12 protein-coding genes are annotated in these 15,060 nt (G+C 61.4%); 4 read left to right on the top strand and 8 right to left on the bottom strand.

Annotated elements, in window-relative coordinates; genetic code table 11:
- Window positions 1-4: 4 nt before the first annotated feature.
- Complete coding sequence (phoU, locus tag NZ993_07490; protein ID MCS7155632.1) at window positions 5-673, bottom strand: phosphate signaling complex protein PhoU; 669 nt, start codon at window positions 671-673, stop codon at window positions 5-7.
- Between the two features lie 75 nt (window positions 674-748).
- Window positions 749-1,570, bottom strand: a complete 822-nt coding sequence (gene pstB, locus NZ993_07485) for a phosphate ABC transporter ATP-binding protein PstB (GenBank protein MCS7155631.1) — start codon at window positions 1,568-1,570, stop codon at window positions 749-751.
- Between the two features lie 151 nt (window positions 1,571-1,721).
- On the opposite strand from pstB, the gene NZ993_07480 reads away from it, so the two are divergent.
- Genes NZ993_07480 through pstA form a run of 3 tightly spaced genes read left to right on the top strand, consistent with a single transcriptional unit; the run spans window position 1,722 to window position 6,560 of the window.
- Window positions 1,722-2,774, top strand: a complete 1,053-nt coding sequence (locus NZ993_07480) for a phosphate ABC transporter substrate-binding protein PstS family protein (GenBank protein ID MCS7155630.1) — start codon at window positions 1,722-1,724, stop codon at window positions 2,772-2,774.
- Between the two features lie 4 nt (window positions 2,775-2,778).
- Entirely contained in the window at window positions 2,779-4,932 is a 2,154-nt protein-coding gene (locus tag NZ993_07475; protein ID MCS7155629.1) for an ABC transporter permease subunit, read from the top strand.
- 5 nt (window positions 4,933-4,937) lie between these two features.
- Window positions 4,938-6,560 (top strand): phosphate ABC transporter permease PstA, encoded by a 1,623-nt coding sequence (pstA, locus tag NZ993_07470; protein MCS7155628.1) that lies wholly within the window; start codon window positions 4,938-4,940, stop codon window positions 6,558-6,560.
- 55 nt (window positions 6,561-6,615) lie between these two features.
- On the opposite strand, the gene NZ993_07465 is transcribed toward pstA, so the two are convergent.
- Genes NZ993_07465 through NZ993_07445 form a run of 5 tightly spaced genes read right to left on the bottom strand, consistent with a single transcriptional unit; the run spans window position 6,616 to window position 13,551 of the window.
- Window positions 6,616-8,400, bottom strand: coding sequence for an ABC transporter ATP-binding protein/permease (locus NZ993_07465; protein ID MCS7155627.1), 1,785 nt, complete (start codon window positions 8,398-8,400; stop codon window positions 6,616-6,618).
- Window positions 8,393-9,364, bottom strand: coding sequence for a ribonuclease Z (locus tag NZ993_07460; GenBank protein MCS7155626.1), 972 nt, complete (start codon window positions 9,362-9,364; stop codon window positions 8,393-8,395). The genes NZ993_07465 and NZ993_07460 overlap by 8 nt, the downstream gene beginning before the upstream one ends.
- A 31-nt stretch (window positions 9,365-9,395) precedes the next feature.
- Window positions 9,396-11,225, bottom strand: a complete 1,830-nt coding sequence (locus NZ993_07455; protein MCS7155625.1) for an ABC transporter ATP-binding protein/permease — start codon at window positions 11,223-11,225, stop codon at window positions 9,396-9,398.
- On the bottom strand, window positions 11,222-12,589 hold the full coding sequence (locus NZ993_07450; protein ID MCS7155624.1) for a DUF1446 domain-containing protein: 1,368 nt from the start codon (window positions 12,587-12,589) through the stop codon (window positions 11,222-11,224). The genes NZ993_07455 and NZ993_07450 overlap by 4 nt, the downstream gene beginning before the upstream one ends.
- A complete protein-coding gene (locus tag NZ993_07445) occupies window positions 12,586-13,551 on the bottom strand; it encodes an isoaspartyl peptidase/L-asparaginase (GenBank protein MCS7155623.1) in 966 nt (321 codons plus the stop codon). The genes NZ993_07450 and NZ993_07445 overlap by 4 nt, the downstream gene beginning before the upstream one ends.
- A gap of 36 nt (window positions 13,552-13,587) precedes the next feature.
- On the opposite strand from NZ993_07445, the gene NZ993_07440 reads away from it, so the two are divergent.
- Entirely contained in the window at window positions 13,588-13,902 is a 315-nt protein-coding gene (locus tag NZ993_07440; GenBank protein MCS7155622.1) for a cytochrome c, read from the top strand.
- Here NZ993_07440 and fbp read toward each other — a convergent pair.
- Window positions 13,897-14,940 carry a class 1 fructose-bisphosphatase gene (gene fbp / locus NZ993_07435; protein MCS7155621.1) on the bottom strand — a complete coding sequence of 348 codons (1,044 nt, stop codon included), beginning with the start codon at window positions 14,938-14,940 and terminating at the stop codon, window positions 13,897-13,899. The genes NZ993_07440 and fbp overlap by 6 nt on opposite strands.
- Between the last annotated feature and the right edge of the window lie 120 nt (window positions 14,941-15,060).

The following is a 15,060-nucleotide window of genomic DNA, read 5'->3' as shown; positions in this document are numbered from 1 at the left end:
GGCATTAGCTCTCTAGCCGGCCTCGGTGCTTGATGATTCGGGCTTCAACCAGAAACACCACGTCCTCGGCTATATTTGTGGCCAAATCCGCGATGCGCTCCAGGTTCTTGGCCACGGCCAGGATATGGAGACAGTTCGTTATGTCCTCCGGCTTGTTGCGCATGTAGCCGGCCCCGACCTGATAGACGCGCTGGTGTAGCTCGTCTACGGCGTCGTCCTGCTCCAGAACCCGATAGGCCAGCTCCACATCTTGGTAGATGAAGGCGTTCAGGCAGTCGCGCACCATCTGGGAGGTGAGCTCGGCCATGCGGCGGATATTCATAAGCTCCATGAGTTCACCGGGTACGCCCTCGATCTTGATCACGTGCTCGGCGATGTTGCGCGCTTGATCGCCCATCCGCTCCAGATCGTTGTTCATCTTGAGGGCCGCGATCAGCAGCCGGAGATCGATCGCCACCGGCTGGTTGAGCGCCAGCAGGCGCTCAACGCGCTTGTCGATGGCGATCTCCATAGCATCAACCTCGATGTCCGTCTCCTTGACCTGCTGCGCCAGCAGGTCGTCGTCGCGCTCCAGCGCTTCAAGACTTTTGGCGATCTGCTCTTCAACCAGACTGCCCATGCGGATGAGCTCGCGCTTGAGCTGCTCAAGCTCGCGCTCGAAATGCCGGTGCATGCCGGATGCGCCCTCGTTTACTTGTGTATACAAATGAAGGTAGGGGGTTCACGCCGGGAAGGGCAAGGTAAGCGCCTAACCGAAGCGGCCAGTGATGTATTTTTCTGTCTCTTCGCGAGCCGGGGCTGTAAAGATCTGTTCGGTGGCGCCGAACTCAATAAGCTCGCCCAAATAAAAGAAGGCCGTGTAGTCGGAGATGCGCGCAGCCTGTTGCATGTTGTGCGTAACGATCACCACCGTGTAGCGAGCTTTCAACTCTACGATCAGTTCTTCGATCTTGGCCGTGGAGATGGGATCTAGCGCGCTTGTAGGCTCGTCCATCAGGATGACCTCGGGTTTTACCGCGAGCGTGCGCGCGATGCAGAGCCGCTGCTGCTGGCCTCCGGAGAGCTCCAGGGCGTTTACGTGCAGTCGGTCCTTGACCTCATCCCACAGGGCGGCTTGGCGCAAGGCTTCCTCTATGATGCGATCCAGCTCACGGCGATCCCGAATCCCGTTGATACGGGGCCCGTAAGCGACGTTTTCGTAGACGGACTTTGGAAACGGGTTGGGCTTCTGAAAGACCATACCCACCCGTTTACGCAGGCTCACTACGTCTACGTTACGGGCGTAGATGTCCTGCTCCTCCAGGAGCACCCGACCCGTAATGCGCACGCCCTCGATGAGGTCGTTCATCCGGTTGAAGAGCCGCAGATACGTCGTCTTGCCGCAACCTGAGGGTCCGATGAGCGCCGTGATTTGATTGGCCGGGATGGCCATCGTGATGTTTTTGAGGGCTTGGCTGGAACCGTACCAAAGGCTGACAGAGTCTGTACGTAGCTTTACGGGTTGTGGGTTCACGCTCGATCCCCCCAGTACGCGGTTTGCGGGGACGGGTTGGGAAAGCGCAAGGTCCATGGTGACTTCTGGGCTTTGTTTCGATTAAAAATCGCATCCATGAGGGAAGCTCGAAAAGAGGCCTGCGTTTTCTTAACGATGACTTAACACTTCCTCTCAAGCAACCAGGCTAGCTTTGCAGGGGGTCGACCAAATACAGGAACGCGCCCTTATGCGACGAATCGGTTGGCTTGGAGTCCTCCTGCTGCTTGCCGCCTGCGGCGGGGGACGCTCGGAACAAGAGCGTCAGGTGGACGCTTCGGTCTTTCTGCAGACCGCCCCGGGAGCCACGGGGACCCCAGCGCAGGTAGCGGTAGATCCCGATCTGCCCGAGTACCAACCCAAGCCCGGGGTGGCCGGGAGGCTTTCGAGCATTGGCTCGGATACGATGAACAACCTCATGGCCCTATGGGCGGAAGAGTTCAAAAAGTACTATCCGAACGTGAAAATCGAAGTAGAGGGCAAGGGGTCCTCCACGGCCCCGCCGGCGCTTATTCAAGGCACGGCGCAGCTCGGGCCCATGTCACGCCCTATGAAGGCTTCGGAACGGGACGCCTTTGAGAAGGCCTTCGGATATTCCCCCACAGAGATCTCGGTAGCCCTGGATGGGCTAGCCCTCTTTGTGCACAAGGACAATCCCATTGATTGCCTTACGCTGCCCCAGGTGGATGCGATCTTTTCGAAAACGCGCCTACTGGGCCATCCCCAAGATATCCGCACCTGGGGAGATCTGGGCCTGCGCGATCCATGGGCCAACCGGCCGATATCCCTGTATGGACGCAATTCCGCTTCGGGCACGTACGGCTTCTTTAAGGACCACGCCTTAGGCGGGGGCGATTTCAAGGCCAACGTCAAAGAACAGCCCGGCTCCGCCTCGGTCGTACAGGGCGTCTCGGTGGATCCCAACGGGATCGGCTATAGCGGCATCGGCTTTGTTACCTCAAGCGTAAAAGCCCTTTCGATCGCCGCCCGGCCCGGAGAGCCCTGTTATGCGCCGACACCGGAGAACATCTACAAGGGCCGCTATCCGCTCTGGCGTCCGCTCTACATCTACGTCAATCGCAAGCCCAACGGCGAGCTGGATCCGCTCGTGCGGGAGTTTCTGAACTTCGTGCTCAGCAAACAGGGACAAGAGGTCGTGATCCGAGACGGCTATCTGCCCCTGCACACGGACATGCTCAAGGCCGAACGCCGCAAGCTCGGCCTGAACCCGGACGCCACGTAAAACGATGGCCACCCGATCGGCCCGCTGGATAGATCGGATAAGCCGCTGGGTCATCACCCTGGGCGGTGCGGGTGTGATCGCGGCGGTGTTGGGCATACTGGTCTTCATCTTCCTAGAGCAGCTTCCCCTATGGCAGCCTGCTCGAGCTGCCCTAGAGGCCAGCGGTCGCCTTCCGATCGGCCTGGCTCCCGAATCCCGGCCGCTTGCCATAGGCGTGGAGGGGGCCCAGAGGGCTCTGGCCCTGCTTGCTGAGCGACCCACCTGGTATGTGTGCGCGCTTCCCACGGGACGCCTTCTCGACAGCCTGCCCATCGGAGGCCTTTCCGGGACCTTGCGGGCGGCCTGGTGGCATGAGCGCTCGGGTGCCGCCGCGCTCTTAAGCAATACAGGACAGCTCTGGCTGGGGCGTATCCAATGGACGGCAGCCAATACGGGCCAAGCTCGGCTTCGAGTCAGCTTAGATACGCTCTGGCAACTTCCCGCAAGACTAGCCCTTCAAGACGCCCAATACCACCCGGAGACAGGCTTTTGGATCGGCCGCGCGACCGACGGAGCCCTCTACGCCGGTAGCCCCGAAGGCCGTATAGAGCAGATCCTGGAGGGGCCCGTATCCGCTTATGTGATGGCGCTAGGTCGTTTGAGCGTACACGCAGCCGGACCCCAGGGGGGGCTGTGGAGGTTGCGATACGAAGCCGGATCCTGGACGGCCATGCTCGATACCGTCCTGGTGGATCCAGAAGGGAGGCCCCTAGTGGTCAGCGCCCTTGCGTTGCTGATCGGCGAGCGCTCCCTTGTAGTGGGGGATGCAACCGGAGGCGTGCGCGTAGGCTTTTACGTTCGCCAAGCTGACGGATCCGAGCGCTTTGTACTCGCCCACACGGACTTTCGTTCTGTATCTGGGGAGATCAGCTCGATTGCGCCTTCTGCTCGAGATCGCCGGTTTCTAGTCGGCACCGTTGCCGGGCACGTGGCGCTGCTGCAGGCCACCTCGGAACGAACGCTGCTCAACATCTCCACGGGTCTGAAATCGGCCAAGGGGATCCTCCTGCCCAGAGGCGATGGGATCGTGCTCGTGGGCGAAACAGGGCAGTACAGGTTCTGGCGCTTGCATGACCCCCATCCCGAGGTTTCGCTCCGGACCCTCTTTGGCCGGGTTTGGTATGAGGGCTATGAGCGGCCCGCTTTTGTGTGGCAGTCTACGGGCGGCAGTGACGACTTCGAGCCCAAGCTGAGCCTAGTACCCCTGATTTTCGGCACGCTAAAGGGGACCTTCTATGCGCTTCTGTTCGCCGTTCCGGTCGCCCTGCTGGGCGCCATCTACACGGCTCAGTTTCTGCACCCCCGATGGCGAGCGCTCGTTAAGCCCGCTGTGGAGATCATGGCCTCCCTGCCCAGCGTCGTCTTGGGCTTTGTGGCCGCCATCGTCGTGGCCCCCTTTCTGACGCGGGCCGTTCCGGGAGTGCTGGCTGTTTTTCTCGTGCTTCCGTTGGTCGTTGTGCTGGGAGCGCTGCTCTGGCATCAGCTCCCCAACACCTGGCGAGAGCGCCTGCCCCGGCGCGCCGAACCACTTCTGGTCTTAGCGTTGGTGCTTATCGCTTTGGGGCTCTCTTTAGAATTCGGTCGCCTCATCGAAGCCCTATGGATGGGAGGCTCGTTTCCGGATTGGGTGCGTCAGGTTCTGCGCGTCTCGTATGATCAGCGCAACGCGTTGGTGGTAGGCTTCGCGATGGGGTTTGCCGTGATTCCGATCATCTTCACGCTCAGCGAAGATGCCCTCTCCAGCGTGCCCCGCTCGTACGTCAACGCCTCTTTGGCCTTGGGCGCCACAGAATGGCAGACCACGCTCCGGGTCGTGCTGCCGGCGGCCGGCTCGGGGCTTTTCTCGGCCATTATGATCGGCTTTGGGCGCGCCGTGGGCGAGACCATGATCGTGCTCATGGCCACGGGTAACACGCCGATTCTGGAATGGAACCCCTTTACCGGCTTTCGAGCCCTTTCGGCGAACATCGCCGTCGAGCTACCCGAGGCTCCGTATCAAGGCACCTTGTATCGCGTGTTGTTCCTGTCGGGCCTGCTCCTGTTTTCGTTTACCTTCCTGGTCAACACGGCCGCTGAGCTGGTGCGCATTCGTTTGCGGCGCAAATACCAACGGGCTTGAGGACGATGCGCGCAACATCCCAGCAGCTCTCCACGCCCAGGCAAACCCCCTGGCAAGTCGGTACCCCCTGGATTTGGCTCCTCGGGGCCGGGCTTGTCGTGCTTCTGCTCATGGTCTTCTGGCTTGTGGGGCTGCTTTTTATTCGGGGCACGCTCGCCTTCTGGCCCGGCGATTTGTGGGCGATCCGCACCCAAGACGGGCGGGTGTATCTAGGTGAAATCCGCCGTCAGGAGCCCATACCGGGTCGAGCCGGGGCCCAGAGGCTACAGCTGCGCGTGGGCAATCGGGATTTGTATGGGATCGACTTTCTGTGGGTGGAGCGCGAACAGATCGCGCAGATGGCGCGCATTCGCGATGCCGTCTTCGTAGAACGCCGCGAGTGGGGCCCCTTTATTGGGTTCGTAGACGCCGTGCGCACCCCGAGCTTTTCCGTCCAGGGTCCGGAGGCCTGGCCGGAGCTGGGGCGTCAGCTCGAGGCCGCGCACAGACGCTATCGCGCCATCACAGGCGTGGAAAAGCGGCAGATCGGGGACGTAAACTACGAGCTCGAACGCCTTCGGCTGCGCATCCGCCGAGCCCAGCTGCGCGGCGAGCAGGAGGCGCTGCAGAACCGACTGCGACCGGCCCTGGAGCGTCTGCAGGCGCGCTATAGCGCGCTGGCCGCTGAGGCCGCACGCCTGAGGGCCGAAGACGCCCGGTACACGGTTACGCTGCGCACCGTCGACGGACGGGAGCGGACGCTGCCGATATCCGCCATCGTACGCGCATACACTCCCAACGATCTAGACCTATGGGGAAAGGCCCGTGTATACACGGATCGGCTTTGGGAATTTCTCTCAAGCGAACCCCGGGAATCGAACACCGAAGGCGGGGTGCTGCCCGCCATCTTCGGCACCGTTATGATGACCTTGCTCATGTCCCTGCTGGTTGTGCCTTTCGGGGTGCTAACGGCCCTGTACATACACGAATACGCCCGACAGGGGTGGGCTATATCGGCGGTGCGGATCGCGGTGAACAACCTAGCCGGGGTGCCCTCGATCGTGTTCGGGATCTTCGGACTGGGCTTCTTTGTGTATTTCGTCGGAGGCCATATCGATCGGCTTCTGTATCCGGAGAGACTGCCTACGCCCACCTTCGGCACAGGGGGGATTCTGTGGGCTTCGTTGACGCTGGCGTTGCTGACCGTGCCCGTCGTGATCGTGGCCACCGAAGAGGCCTTAGCTGCCGTGCCGCAGAGCCTGCGGGAGGCCTCTTTGGCGCTGGGCGCCACAAAATGGCAGACCGTATGGCGCGTAGTGCTGCCGGGCGCAAGTCCGGGGATTCTGACGGGCATGATCCTGGCTGTGGCCCGCGGAGCGGGAGAAGTCGCCCCTCTGATGCTAGTCGGCGTGGTCAAACTCGCCCCTGAGCTTCCCTTCGATCATCATCCGCCGTTTTTTCACCTGGAGCGCAAGTTCATGCACCTGGGCTTTCACATCTACGACGTGGGATTTCAGTCGCCCAACGTGGAGGCCGCCGTGCCCATGGTGTTCGCCACGGCGCTTCTGCTCGTACTGGTGGTCTTGATCTTAAACCTGACGGCGATCCGGATCCGCAACCAACTGCGCCGGAGGTATCGGTTCGGATAGCCCCCTGAAGAAGTGGGATAGGAAGCTCACTTCCCTCTACTTTACATAATGTATCTTATGTATCAAGACGGGAGGGCACGCTCTGCTCCTGAAACTGCAGCTCATAGAGCCGCCGGTACAGGTTGCTACGGGCCAAGAGCTCCTCATGGCGGCCCTGTTCCAGGAGGCGGCCCTGATGCAACACGAAAATCCGATCGGCGCGTTCGACTGTGGAAAGCCGATGGGCCACGATCAAGAGCGTGCGCTGGCCCCGCCAGCTGGAAAGCATCCTCTCGATACGCGCCTCTGTCTGCACGTCGATGTTTGCTGTAGCCTCGTCCAAGATCACCACGCGGGGTCGACGCACCCAGGCGCGCAACAGGGCTACCAGTTGTCGCTGTCCGGCCGAAAGACTTAGGCCGCGCTCCAGAAGCGGCGTATGCAGACCCTTCGGCAGCGCGCGCACCCAATCCGTTAGCTGCAGCTCCTCTAAGGCTTGCCACAGCTCGGGTTCTTGAATTTCGGGATCGCCTAGCGTGATGTTCTCCCAAAGGGTTCCGCTGAATAGAAACGCATCCTGCTGGATGATGACTACGGATTTCCTCAATAACGGTAATTCTAGGTCTCGTATGTCTACGCCCCCTAGCCAGATTCGGCCTCGTTGCGGCTCATAAAAACGGCCCACCAGTTGCATCAAGGTCGTTTTGCCGGCACCCGTTGCGCCCACGAAGGCCACGCATTCCCCGGGCTCCACCTGAAAGCTAATATCCCGGAGCACCCAACGGGGCTCTCCGGACTCTTCTGTGTAAGCAAACCAGACCTGCTCAAAGCGCACCGAACCCGACAACCCGTCGAGCGCGCGCACCCGACCTTGATCCGGGATCACCTCACGGGTGTCGAGCACCTCGAAGATGCGTTCCGAGGCAGCCAAGGCGGCCAAGATCGTATTGTACTTATCGGCCAGGTCCTGTATCGGACCGAAAAACTGTTGAATGTATTGCAGAAAGGCCACCACCACCCCCAGCGTGAGGGCCCCCTGTAGGGCGTTCAAGCCCCCGTACCAGAGCACAAGCCCTGTAGCTAGGCTGGAGATCAGCTGCACAGAGGGCCAAAAGAGGGCAAAGTAGAAGATCGTCTTGATCTGGGCCCGCCGGTGATCGTCGTTGATCTGGCGAAAGCGCTCTTCGACGCGCGCTTCCTGCCGAAACAGCTGCACTATGGCCATGCCTGTTAGGTGTTCCTGCAGAAACGCGTTCAGCCGGGTCACTTCCGATCGGACTTTCCGATACATCAGGCCCACGCGCTTGCGAAAAACGAATGTAGCCCCAACTAGCAGCGGCAATACAGAGAGCGCAACGAGCGCCAGCTGCCAGCTAAGCCAAAACATCATGAAAACGATAAAAAACAGCCGCAACAGATCACCCAAGATCGTGACCACGCCAGCGGAGAAGACATCATCAAGCGCTTCGACGTCGCTGGTGACGCGTGTCACCAGACGTCCAACGGGCGTGCGGTCGAAATAACGGGGCGCTAGACGTATGATGTGCCCAAAGACCTCTTGGCGCAGATCGAAAAGGGCTTGTTGGCCGATCCAGCGCGTCAGATAAGCGCTGAAAAATTGTAGGAACGCCTCCAGTACAAGTAGCCCCAGCAGTCCGAGACCAACGCGCAACAGCCCCTGAAGATCCCCCTTGAGCACGTGCGCGTCGATGGCCACCTGCACCAACTTTGGCCTTAAGGGTCCCAGAAAGGAGACCCCTACTACAAGCACAAAGGCCAGGCCCACAGCCGGCCAGTATGGTCTTAAGTACCCGAGCAGGCGCCGTATGGTGGGCCAGGAGCGTCGGGAAATGCTATGCACGTCGGATGCCCTCATGGGGACCGCGCGCCGCGCTCCGGCGCGCCTTTAGCTCGATGGGTTTAAGCTCCTCGGCTGCGCGCGTATTGGGGAAAACCGTACGGGCCTCCTCCACTAGCGAGGCCACGTCTGTATAGCGAGCGCTGAAATGGCCCAACAACAACAGCCCCACCCCGGCCGTAGCCGCCACCTGAGCCGCCTCTAGGGCCGTGGCGTGTCCGGTTTGTTCGGCCTTCTCCTGCAGGGCATGGTCAAAGGTGGCCTCATGATAGAGCACATCGGCGTCTATGGCGAGCATGATCGCGCCCGGGCAGAAGCGCGTATCCGTCACGTACGCAAACGAGACCCCCGGCCGTGGCGGGCCCACCACCTCCTCGGGGCGTATGAGCAGGCCCTCTGAAACGGAGACGGGCTTTCCGGCTTTAAGCGCCTTGAATTGCCAATCTTCCGTGATCCCCAGCTCCCGGGCGCGCTCCGCATTGACCTTGCCCGGACGGGGTTTTTCCTGAAACCGAAAGCCCATACAGAAGATCCGATGCGCCAGCGGGCGCGCCTCTACGAAATATTCCTCGGTTTCGAGCAACACGGCGTGCTCGAAGCCCTCTGGATCGACCTCCCGCACCACGAGCTCGTAGCCCGGCCGCAGATCGGAGAGCGCGAACATGTACTCCAGATACCCTTTTAGACCCTTGGGGCCATATACATACAGGGGTTCACGCCGCTGCATGAGCTCTAAACTGGAAATAAGCCCAATGAGGCCGTAGAAATGATCCCCGTGCAGGTGCGAGATGAACACATGTTGCACGCGCGAACGCTTCAATCCGGCCTTGAGGAGCCGCATTTGCGTGCCCTCACCGCAATCGAAGAGCAGGATCTGACCGTCGCGCACAAGGGCGAACGCGCTCAGATGGCGCTTGCTCGTGGGAATGGCTGATCCTGTGCCCAAGGGGATGATATGCGTACCCATACTCCGTGCGTATCTTTAGTCGAGGTTCACTCTAGTGTGGCCCTTTCGGGCCTCTGCCGTTGGGATCTGTGGCCTCCAGCTCCGCCTCCAAAAGTTGGCGCCGGAAGAGCCGCGCGTAAGCTCCATTCTGAGCCAGCAAAGTTTCATGGTCCCCGACTTCCAAAACACGCCCCCGCTCTAGGTAGAAGATCCTATCGGCGTCCTTTACGGTTGAGATCCGATGGCTGATCAAAATAAGCGTTCGGCTCTTGCGCCAGCGTCGCAAGGCCTCTAGAATGGTCGCCTCCGTGGCCGAATCGATCGAGGCGAAGGCGTCATCCAGAAGCAGGATCTGAGGCTCTACAAGCAAAGCTCGGGCGATCGCCAGGCGCTGCCGTTGCCCACCGGATAGCGTGACCCCCCGCTCCCCGATCCAGGTCTGCAGTCCCTCCGGAAAGCCCTCCGGATCCAGGGCCGCCAGCCGGGCGGCGTGCTCGATTTCGGCCTCCGTTGACTGGGGCCGACCGAAGGCGATGTTGTAGGCGATCGTCTCCGAAAACAAAAACGCCTCTTGGGGCACGACGGCCAGATCCCGGCGCAAGATGGCCAGGGGGATCTCCTCTAGGGGCTGGCCGTCTAGATAAATCCGACCCCGATCGGGGGCGTACTGCCGGCACAGCAGCCGCAAAAGGGTGCTTTTGCCGGCGCCCGTCGGGCCTACTATGGCCACCCACTGTCCGGGGTGGATCTCGAGGCTTAGCCCCGCCAGGGCCCAAGGCCGATCCTCGGCGTAGCGAAACCAGACGTCCTCCACAATCAAGTGGCCTTGAAGCCGCCCCAGTCGCCTAGTCTGCTGCGATGGCCGATCTTGCACCTCCGGCTCGGTGCGCAGGACCTCCAGCAGGCGCTCTTGGGAGGCCGAGGCGCGTTGGATCATGTTCAGGATCCAGCCTACAGACGTCACAGGCCAGGTGAGCAGGGCAAGATAAATCAGATACTCCGCGATGTTGCCGATCGTGAGCCGGCCCTCTATCACGAAACGCCCGCCGATCCAAAGCACCAGAAGCGCCGAAAGCCCCGTAAGGAACATGATAGCGGGACTAAAGAGCGATTCCACGCGAGCCAGCTCTAGGGCCCGTCTCTGGTAGGCCCTCGACTCTTGAGCGAAGGCTTCTTGCTCGAAGCGCTCCTGGGCGAAGGCCTGCAGAACCCGGATGCCCGAGAAAGCTTCCTGCGCTCGGCTTGTCAGCCGAGCGTACTGGGCCTGCAGGTGTTCGGATCGCTCATGCAGCAGGCGGGCGGCCCAATAAATCGCCGCGGACAAGGCCGGAAGGGGCAACAACGTGTACAACGTAAGCGTGGGGCTTGTGAGGATCATCATGAGCAGGGCGAAAAGGGCCAGCGTGCCCGATCGGGCCGTGTACATAAGGGCCGGTCCCACGTACAGGCGCACCCGTTCGATGTCGCTCATGGCCCGCGTCATGAGATCGCCCGTTGGGTGTTGGTTGAAAAAACGAGCCCCCAGGCGCTCCAGGTGGGCGAAGAGCGCGTTGCGCAGGTCGTATTCGATGTGCCGCGAAGCTACGATGATCGTCTGGCGCGTCAGAAACAAGAACAACCCGGAAAGCGCGGTAAACCCCACCAAGGCAAGCCCGTATCCCAGCAGCAGAGCCCAGCTTATCGATCGCAAGGCCTCCCCCAGGGGGGTTTCATGGGCCCAGGCGCTCCAACTGGCCAGCACCGGAAGCGTGTCGACGGCTTGACGCACCAGGACCGGACTCAGCACGGCGAAGAGGCTCGAGAGGAGCACGCAAAGCAGACCCGGCAGGAAATGCCGCCAATAGGCCAGAAGGTACCGGTTGAGTGCGCGCAGGGGCTTCATGAGGACACAGGAGAGCGCTCCAGCACAACGCGAGGTTGCACAACGGACTTAGGCAGCAAGGCTGGCCAGTAGGCGATGACCTCGCTGGGTTTGGGCCGGCCTCCGGAGAAGCCCGTCACGGCCGAGGGACCGGTCAGGATGAGCGGGGCGATCTGGCGCCCGAACTCCTCAACGGCCCGGTAGTCGTGCGAGCGCACGCTCAGGCGCAGTTCCACCTCATTGGGATCGTATACGGGCGCGGCTATCCCCTCATGACAGGCGTTAACGCCTATGAGCTCGGCGCGAAACTCTTCAACATGCAGCCCCAAATCCTCAAGGCGCCGTTTCAAGATGGCGGCCGCCGCTTGGGCCTTGGCCACGGCCTCGGGCCAAGCGTACACAAGCGTGCCTGTGGCCTTCCAACCGGCGCTGTAGGCTATGGAGACCTTGTAGAACTCCGTCGGAGGCCCCCCGCGCACCCCCCACACCCGCACGCGGTTTTCTCCGACCTGCTCAAGCCGGATGCTGGTAAAATCGGCCACGCACTCCGGGGTTATGTATTGCCGGGGATCGCCGATTTCGTACAGCAGTTGCTCGCGCACCGTGAAGGTATCGACTAGCCCCCCGGTGTTTTCGTGCTTGGTCACGACAAAAGAACCATCCGGATATGCCTCGATGATCGGAAAGCCCACGTGGGCCAGGTCGGGTACGCGCTGCCAATCCGTGAAGTTCCCTCCCGTGGCCTGCGCCCCGCATTCGTTGATGTGGCCCGCCACGACCCCTGAGGCGAGCCGGTCGTAATCCTGCCAGGACCAGCCGAATTCATAGACCATCGGGGCCAAAGTCAAGCCGGTGTCTGTGGTGCGGCCCGTGATCACGATCTGAGCCCCTTGTTGCAGGGCCTCTACGATGGGCGCCGCCCCAAAATAGACGTTTGCGCTCACTACGCGATCTCGAATGGCGCTCAAGGGCTCCCCAGTGTCCAGGTTGCGCAGCTCATGACCCTGGGTGATGAGCTCATCTAGCCTGTCCAGGATGTCATCCCCCAGTACGACGGCCACGGAAACCTCAAGACCCCGTTTGTGCGCGATCTGCAGGACCCGGTCTCGGCAGGCCAAGGGGTTCACCCCACCGGCGTTGGTGATGACCTTGATGCCGCGCTCTACAAGGTCGGGCAGGATCTCCTCCAGCAACTCCGGAAAATCATGAGCGTATCCCAACGCGGGGTTGCGCAGCTTCTGCTTCTGCAGGATGGACATCGTGACTTCGGCCAGATAGTCCATGACCAGGTAATCGATGGGGCCGAGGCGCACCTGATGGATCGGGGCCTGGGGCCAGTCGCCCCAAAACCCCTGTCCGGAGGCGATACGAACGCAGGATTTCATGCTCGCATTCCCCCATCCAGTTTCGATTCAGCAACCGTCATGCAAAAGTCGCCATCTGATGACCAGCGTGCATAGGCCATACGGGGTGCGCTATGGGCCACCCCGAAGCGCCCTTGGGCGTCGAGCACAATTAGACCCGCCGCGGCCGGATATCCGTCCGGATCCCGGACGCGCTCGACAAGGCGCCTGAGCGCCCGTTCGGCGGCGTCTTGGGCCGGCAAGCCCTCTTCGAGGGCCCGCACGGCCTCCGCGGAAAGCAACAAGCGCGCGATCGCTTCACCCCAGCCCGTAGCCGAGGCCCCACCATGGGAGGTGGCATAGTAGCCGCAACCTGGAAGCGGACTGTCTCCGACGCGTCCGGGTATAACGTAGGGGGCTCCGCCCGTTGAAGTGCCGGCCGCGATCCTGCCCGCTTGATCCAGCGCCACGCAGCCCACCGTGCCCATGGGCAGACCGCCCCCTCGGAAGGCTCGGCTGGAGTGATAATGCACCTCCGCCTCTAGCCGCAGAAAACGTTCCCGTTCCCGCTCGGTGAGAAAGAACTCCGGCAAGACCATCTCCAGCCCATGCGCCTCGGCGTAGGCCTCTGCATACGGGCCCACGAGCAAGCTGTACTGCCCACGGCCATGGCGCAAGATATGATAGGCCGCCTCGATCGGATAGCGAATGCGCTGCACGCAGGCTACAGCGCCAAACTCCAGCGTGTGGCCATCCATGAGCCCAGCGTCTAGTTGGATCTGTCCGGCCCGGTTGAGAACCGCCCCTACCCCTGCATCAAAGGCCGGATGCTCCTCCAGGACCCGAATGACGGCCACGACGACCTCCAGGGCCGAGCGCCCCTCGAGCAGGGCCCGTCGACCCACCTCCAAGGCCTGAGCCATGCCGGTCAGGTGATCCGGCACCTCTGCATCCGGAATATCCCAGGCGCCTCCGTGGAGAATTAGAGCAGAACGACAAGACATCGTAACTTGGGATCCCGTTAGTTGGAGCGCACAATTATGCGCCGTCCTTTCGCTTTTGTCTTCATCTGCGTGCTCGGACTGGGCTGTCGATCCCAAGCCTCCGATCCCATGCTAGAGGCCGGCCGCCGGCTGTGGGATGAAAACCGCTGTTGGTTCTGCCACGGAAATGACCTGCGGGGCCAGTATCCGATTGCGGATCGCGTTCCGCTGCGCACGGACGAGGAGCTAAAGGCCTGGATCGCCAACGCGCGCGCACTCAAGCCCGGCACCGTAATGCCCACTTACGACTTTCTGAGCGAGGCCGAACTGGAGCAACTCGTAGCTTACCTGCGTCATCTAGCGGGCTCATAGAAAACCTCTGGCTCCCTGCAGAAACTGCTCGGCCTCGCGCACATCCTCCTCGCTGCCCAGGATGAGCGGGGTTCGCTCGTGCAAGGACCGGGGCTCGATATCCAGAATGCGCCGAAAGCCATCGCTCGCTCTACCCCCCGCCTGTTCGATGATGAAAGCCATGGGGTTGGCCTCGTACATCAGGCGCAGCTTGCCTTTGGGGTCCTTGCTGGAGGCCGGATACAGAAAGATACCGCCATATAGCAGAGTCCGGTGCACATCCGCCACCAGGGTGCCGATGTAGCGCAGCGAGTAGGGCCTGCCTGTGGCCTTATCCTCTTCCTGTAGGTACTGGATGTACTGCCGCATGCCGGCTTCCCAGAAGCGAAAATAGCCCTGATTGGTGCTGTAGATCTTGCCCCGTTTGGGGATCTGAATATGGGGATGGGAAAGCAAAAACTCCCCGATGCTGGGATCCAGCGTAAAGCCGTTTACCCCGTGTCCTGTGGTGTACACGAGCATCGTACTCGAACCGTACACGACGTAGCCCGCCGCGACCTGCCGAGAGCCGGGCTGCAGCACATCCCGACGCAGAGCCTCCCCGTCTCCATCTGAGACGGTTCGACGGTAAACGGAAAAAATCGTCCCAATGGAGACGTTCGCGTCGATGTTCGAGGAGCCGTCCAGCGGATCCAGCAGCACAATGTATTTACCAGGGGATTCGGGCAGCACCAAGATGTCTTCTTCCTCCTCGGAGGCGAGCACGCAGCATTCTCCGCCCCGAGCGAGGGCGCGAATGAGCTCTTGGTTGGCAAAAACATCGAGCTTGCGCACCATCTCGCCGTGCACGTTTTGCTGGCCCGTAATGCCCAGGATATCGACCAGCCCCGCTTTGTTGACCTCCCGGTTGATGATCTTGGCCGCTAGCCCGATGTCCCGCAAAAGCCGGGATAGCTCGCCCGTAGCATAGGGGAACTCCGCCTGTCGCTCGATGATAAACTGTTCCAGGGTGATGACCTTCCCCCCTACATCGAGGGCAGCGCGAGCCGATGTGGTCATACCGAAGGCCCTCCTCAAGCGTATGCATGAAAAACACCCCGCAAGTGCGCAAAAAGTACGACAGGGGCTTTCCTTAGTCAACGCCTCCGGGATCTGGCCATTAGCCCCCCTAGCGGCGTA

The organism is Bacteroidota bacterium, from assembly GCA_025059945.1.
Classification (GTDB): Bacteria; Bacteroidota; Rhodothermia; order JANXDC01; family JANXDC01; genus JANXDC01.
This window is presented reverse-complemented; position numbering and strand designations above follow the sequence as displayed.

Coding starts and splice junctions, on each gene's coding strand:
- fbp (MCS7155621.1), bottom strand. CDS start 14,940: ATGACCACATCGGCTCGCGCTGCCCTCGATGTAGGGGGGAAGGTCATC.
- NZ993_07440 (MCS7155622.1), top strand. CDS start 13,588: ATGCGCCGTCCTTTCGCTTTTGTCTTCATCTGCGTGCTCGGACTGGGC.
- pstB (MCS7155631.1), bottom strand. CDS start 1,570: ATGGACCTTGCGCTTTCCCAACCCGTCCCCGCAAACCGCGTACTGGGG.
- NZ993_07475 (MCS7155629.1), top strand. CDS start 2,779: ATGGCCACCCGATCGGCCCGCTGGATAGATCGGATAAGCCGCTGGGTC.
- NZ993_07445 (MCS7155623.1), bottom strand. CDS start 13,551: ATGTCTTGTCGTTCTGCTCTAATTCTCCACGGAGGCGCCTGGGATATT.
- pstA (MCS7155628.1), top strand. CDS start 4,938: ATGCGCGCAACATCCCAGCAGCTCTCCACGCCCAGGCAAACCCCCTGG.
- NZ993_07460 (MCS7155626.1), bottom strand. CDS start 9,364: ATGGGTACGCATATCATCCCCTTGGGCACAGGATCAGCCATTCCCACG.
- NZ993_07480 (MCS7155630.1), top strand. CDS start 1,722: ATGCGACGAATCGGTTGGCTTGGAGTCCTCCTGCTGCTTGCCGCCTGC.
- NZ993_07450 (MCS7155624.1), bottom strand. CDS start 12,589: ATGAAATCCTGCGTTCGTATCGCCTCCGGACAGGGGTTTTGGGGCGAC.
- phoU (MCS7155632.1), bottom strand. CDS start 673: ATGCACCGGCATTTCGAGCGCGAGCTTGAGCAGCTCAAGCGCGAGCTC.
- NZ993_07455 (MCS7155625.1), bottom strand. CDS start 11,225: ATGAAGCCCCTGCGCGCACTCAACCGGTACCTTCTGGCCTATTGGCGG.